General features: G+C 55.0%; 6 protein-coding genes and 1 pseudogene. 3 read left to right on the forward strand and 4 right to left on the reverse strand.

Annotated elements, in window-relative coordinates; translation table 11 throughout:
- Positions 1–336: isocitrate lyase/PEP mutase family protein (locus ACREAY_RS10645; protein WP_431755749.1), on the reverse strand; the 336-nt coding region annotated here is incomplete at its 3' end.
- Positions 337–362: 26 nt separating this feature from the next.
- Positions 363–536 carry a hypothetical protein gene (locus ACREAY_RS10650; RefSeq protein ID WP_431755750.1) on the reverse strand — a complete coding sequence of 58 codons (174 nt, stop codon included), beginning with the start codon at positions 534–536 and terminating at the stop codon, positions 363–365.
- A gap of 86 nt (positions 537–622) precedes the next feature.
- Here ACREAY_RS10650 and ACREAY_RS10655 point away from each other — a divergent pair, with 86 nt between their 5' ends.
- Both ACREAY_RS10655 and ACREAY_RS10660 read left to right on the forward strand, forming a co-directional pair.
- Positions 623–1,213 (forward strand): TIGR00296 family protein, encoded by a 591-nt coding sequence (locus ACREAY_RS10655; protein ID WP_431755751.1) that lies wholly within the window; start codon positions 623–625, stop codon positions 1,211–1,213.
- Between the two features lie 26 nt (positions 1,214–1,239).
- Entirely contained in the window at positions 1,240–2,415 is a 1,176-nt protein-coding gene (locus ACREAY_RS10660) for a glycosyltransferase (protein ID WP_431755752.1), read from the forward strand.
- A gap of 36 nt (positions 2,416–2,451) precedes the next feature.
- Here ACREAY_RS10660 and ACREAY_RS10665 read toward each other — a convergent pair whose 3' ends face one another.
- Both ACREAY_RS10665 and ACREAY_RS10670 read right to left on the reverse strand, forming a co-directional pair.
- Positions 2,452–2,694, reverse strand: coding sequence for a hypothetical protein (locus ACREAY_RS10665; RefSeq protein WP_431755753.1), 243 nt, complete (start codon positions 2,692–2,694; stop codon positions 2,452–2,454).
- A 138-nt stretch (positions 2,695–2,832) separates the two neighbouring features.
- Positions 2,833–3,189 (reverse strand): hypothetical protein, encoded by a 357-nt coding sequence (locus ACREAY_RS10670; RefSeq protein ID WP_431755754.1) that lies wholly within the window; start codon positions 3,187–3,189, stop codon positions 2,833–2,835.
- Between the two features lie 115 nt (positions 3,190–3,304).
- Here ACREAY_RS10670 and rps15p point away from each other — a divergent pair.
- A pseudogene (gene rps15p / locus ACREAY_RS10675) lies at positions 3,305–3,573 on the forward strand (30S ribosomal protein S15); the annotation flags it as partial.

Below are 3,573 nucleotides of genomic sequence, written 5' to 3' on the forward strand. Positions count from 1 at the left end.
GATCTGGTCTTCTAGGAACATGCCTGCAGCGCCCAGCGCTTCAAGGTCTTGCACAAGCCTCCAGACGTTGAGGGGGTTGCCATAGCCCGTGTCTGCGTCGACAAGCACTGGCACGTCGACGGCGCGGATTATGCGCCTTGCGTTGTCGACCGTCTCTCCTGCGTTCAAAAAGCCGAAATCCGGCATGCCGAGGAGCGCGGCAGCAGAGCCATAGCCGGTCTGGAACATCGCCTCAAACCCTACCTGCTCTGCAATCCTCGCGCTCAGCGCGTCAAATACGCCGGGCAAAACTATAATCCTGTTCTTGTCTTCAAGCTGCTCCCTCAGTGACTGCATCTGCGGATAAGAGCCGTAGAATGTTATTATGCGTTATGGGCGGTGGGCTGCTTGACCTGCTCGGTCTCTACCGTGCCATCCGGCAGGCTGGTCACGTTGATGCTGCACCTTCTGCACTGGTAGTGCTTTGTCGGCGGGTCATGGAGGACAGAGCCGTTGAGCCAGACCATAATCGCCCCGCACACCGGACAGTTCATCATGGCTCAACATTGCAGGTTACTGTTAATATGTCTAGCTCCGGCCACTCCCAATGGCTTTTTAGGCCGCGGCGCCAAAGACGTGCGATATGCTGTCAGACGCACATGGCGAGCGGCTTGTCCGGCTGGCGCGGACCGCCGTGGAGCGGTACGTCCGCGAATCAGTAATCGTCAAGCCGGAAAAGGGCGAATCGCCCATGTCCGGGGTCTTTGTTACGCTCAACTATCTCAAAGGCAAGGAGGAGCACCTGCGCGGCTGCATCGGCTTTGCACTGCCCCGCAAGCAACTGCACCAGTCAGTCATCGATGCGGCTATTGCCGCGGCGACTGAAGACCCGCGCTTTGCGCCGGTTAACTCTAAAGAGCTTGGCAACATCATCTTTGAAGTGAGCGTTCTGGCAGAGCCGGAAGAGCTGAAACCTGACTACAAAAAGCAGATCAGGATAGGAAGGGACGGGCTCTTGCTGCGGTGGGAGTACGGCTCTGGTCTGCTGCTGCCGCAGGTGCCCGTCGAACTGGGCTGGGACGTAGACGAATACCTTGCCAACATTTGCTACAAGGCGAGCGCGCCTGCAGACGTCTGGCAGGACCCGTCGTCAAAGCTGTACTCGTTCCGTGTAATCGTCTTCAAAGAGCTGGAGCCGGGAGGCAGGGTCTCGCGTCTGGAGCAATACAAATAATATCGCCAGCAAGCCCCCTTCGCGCAGTGGGGACGGCGTACCTTGCACCCTATGGCGTTGGCCTCGGGCATGCAAGCAGGCTTGTGATGGTGGCAGACCACCTGCGGCAGAGCGACGTGGACGTGCGCTTTTCATCGTACGGCGAGGCTGCAAGCTATGTCTCGATGAGGGGCTATCGGTGCGCCACCGTGCCGCCGGTAGAGTTTGCGTGGAGCGCAGAGGGCGGCTTTTCGATAAAGCACAGCCTGGCCAACATCCCGCTCTGGTTCACCAACCTTACGCGTCAGGTCAACTGCGAGACGCGCAACATGACGATGTACGGCCCGGACGTCATACTGTCAGATTCGCGGCTGTCGCCCCTTTTGGCCGCAAAACTGATGGGCATACCGTCAATCGTGCTCTTGAACCAGGTAAAGCTGTTGCTCTCGCCACGGCTGCGCCAGTTCAGGCTCTCCCGGCTCTTTGAAAAGATGGTGGGCGAGTTCCTCGGCTCCATGTGGAGCGTTGCAGACCGCATACTGGTGCCGGACCTGCCGCCGCCCTACACGATATCCGCTCACAACATCTGGGGCGTGGCCTCGGCGGCAAAAAAGCTGGAATACATTGGCTTTACTGCGCCGAAGCCGCGCGTGACTGAAGAGCAGGCCAACGCTGTCGCCGAAAAGCTTGGCTTTGACCGTTCCAGGCCAACGGTATTCGTGCACATCAGCGGCCCCTTGGAGACCCGGATGCCGATGATAAGGCTCGCACTTGTGGCGGCAAAAAACCTTGAAGGCAGGGTCCAGTTTGTCTTTTCAGAGGGCAGGCCAAACGGCAGCGCCGAGCCGCTCAAAATTGGCCCGTCTACGTGGTACTATGAATGGTGCCCAATCCGCGACGAAGTCTTTACGCTCAGCGACGCGGTGTTGATGAGGGGAGGCCACACTGCGCTTTCGCAGGCAATCCAGTTTGGCAAGCCGGTAGTCACCATCCCGATAGAGAACCACGGGGAGCAGCTGGGCAACTCCCAGAAAATAGCGGAACTCGGGCTGGGCGCAATGGTGCACCCGAAAAAAGTAAGGCCTGAACAGATAGCACAGACGATAGAGCAGGTCCTTGGCGACCCTTCCTACCGGGAAAAGACTTTGCAGATGAAAGCGATGACTGAGAAGCTTGACGGCATCGACAATGTTGTCAAGATTGTAAGCTCGTATTTGCAATAAAAGAAAGATAAAAAGGGCTCGTTAGCCCCGAGTGGTTTACCAGTGGTGCTTTTCGTCTGGAATCAGGCCGATCTGCTCGCGCTCAAAGTACCTTTCGAGCTCTTGCGACCACTTTTCCTTTGCAGAGCCGCCACCGAGACCCTTCCTTCTAAGCCAGAAGGCGATCACGCCTAGCAGGAACACTGCAAACAGCATGGTTCCGAATATGTAGACCATGACGTCGTAGAACAGTGGGTCGTAGTTCGGACCGATCTGCCCAAATAGACTTCCGAAGTTCATTACGTTAGTCCATGGAACTCAAAGATATATACATTTTGGTTGCCATGCGTCGCACCTCAATATGGAAAGAATCCATCCGTAGAGCGCAAGCTAGGGTGCAAAAATGAAAAATAAACAAAAAGGAAAAAGAAGAGATGTCTAGCTTGGAGGAGAACCGCCTCTTCCCTTGATGAAGAACATTGCAGCTACGCCACCAAAGATCGCAGCCAAGATGCCGATGTAAACATACGTCTCATTGCCTGAGAAGTAGTTTGTTCCGGAACCTTTGTCTGGATTGTCTAGGTTATTCTGTATGTTCTCAAACTTCTCTCTTTGAAGGATGGTGCTCTCTGAACACACGGTCTTATCAATGCCTAATTCCGCGCATCTGTCAAGCTGCTCTTGTGATATTCCTGCTTGTTGGCCACCGTACTGTGCGTAAGCTACCTGAACTGATGCAACTGCAGCAGACAAAACCGCTACTACAGCTAATGCCACTATCGCTGGCTTGTTCATACTGAATACCCTTTTAAATTCTAATATTTAACTTTTCTGAATAGGCTGCGACGCTCGTTTTACGCACGGCCTTCAAGTAACATTTAATTCCTGCATGCCAAGCTGTTAATGCGTAATGGCGCGAATTCACGTTCATACTCATGGCAAGTCCCATTCCATCCGTCCCACTTCAAAGTCTTCGCCTTCGTGGTTGACCCAGAGCCCAGACCAGATCTCTGCGCTCGTGGTCAAGATGTCCAAAGAAGGCCTCGGCCCAAGCGAAATCGGCATGAAGCTGCGCGACGAGCACGCCGTCCCGCTTGTCAAGTCGGTGACCGGCAAGACCCTGACGCAGGTGCTTGCCGACAACAACGTAAAGCTGGAGATGCCTGAAGACCTTGAAAG

It is taken from the genome of Nitrososphaera sp., from assembly GCF_050748925.1.
Classification (GTDB): Archaea; Thermoproteota; Nitrososphaeria; order Nitrososphaerales; family Nitrososphaeraceae; genus Nitrososphaera.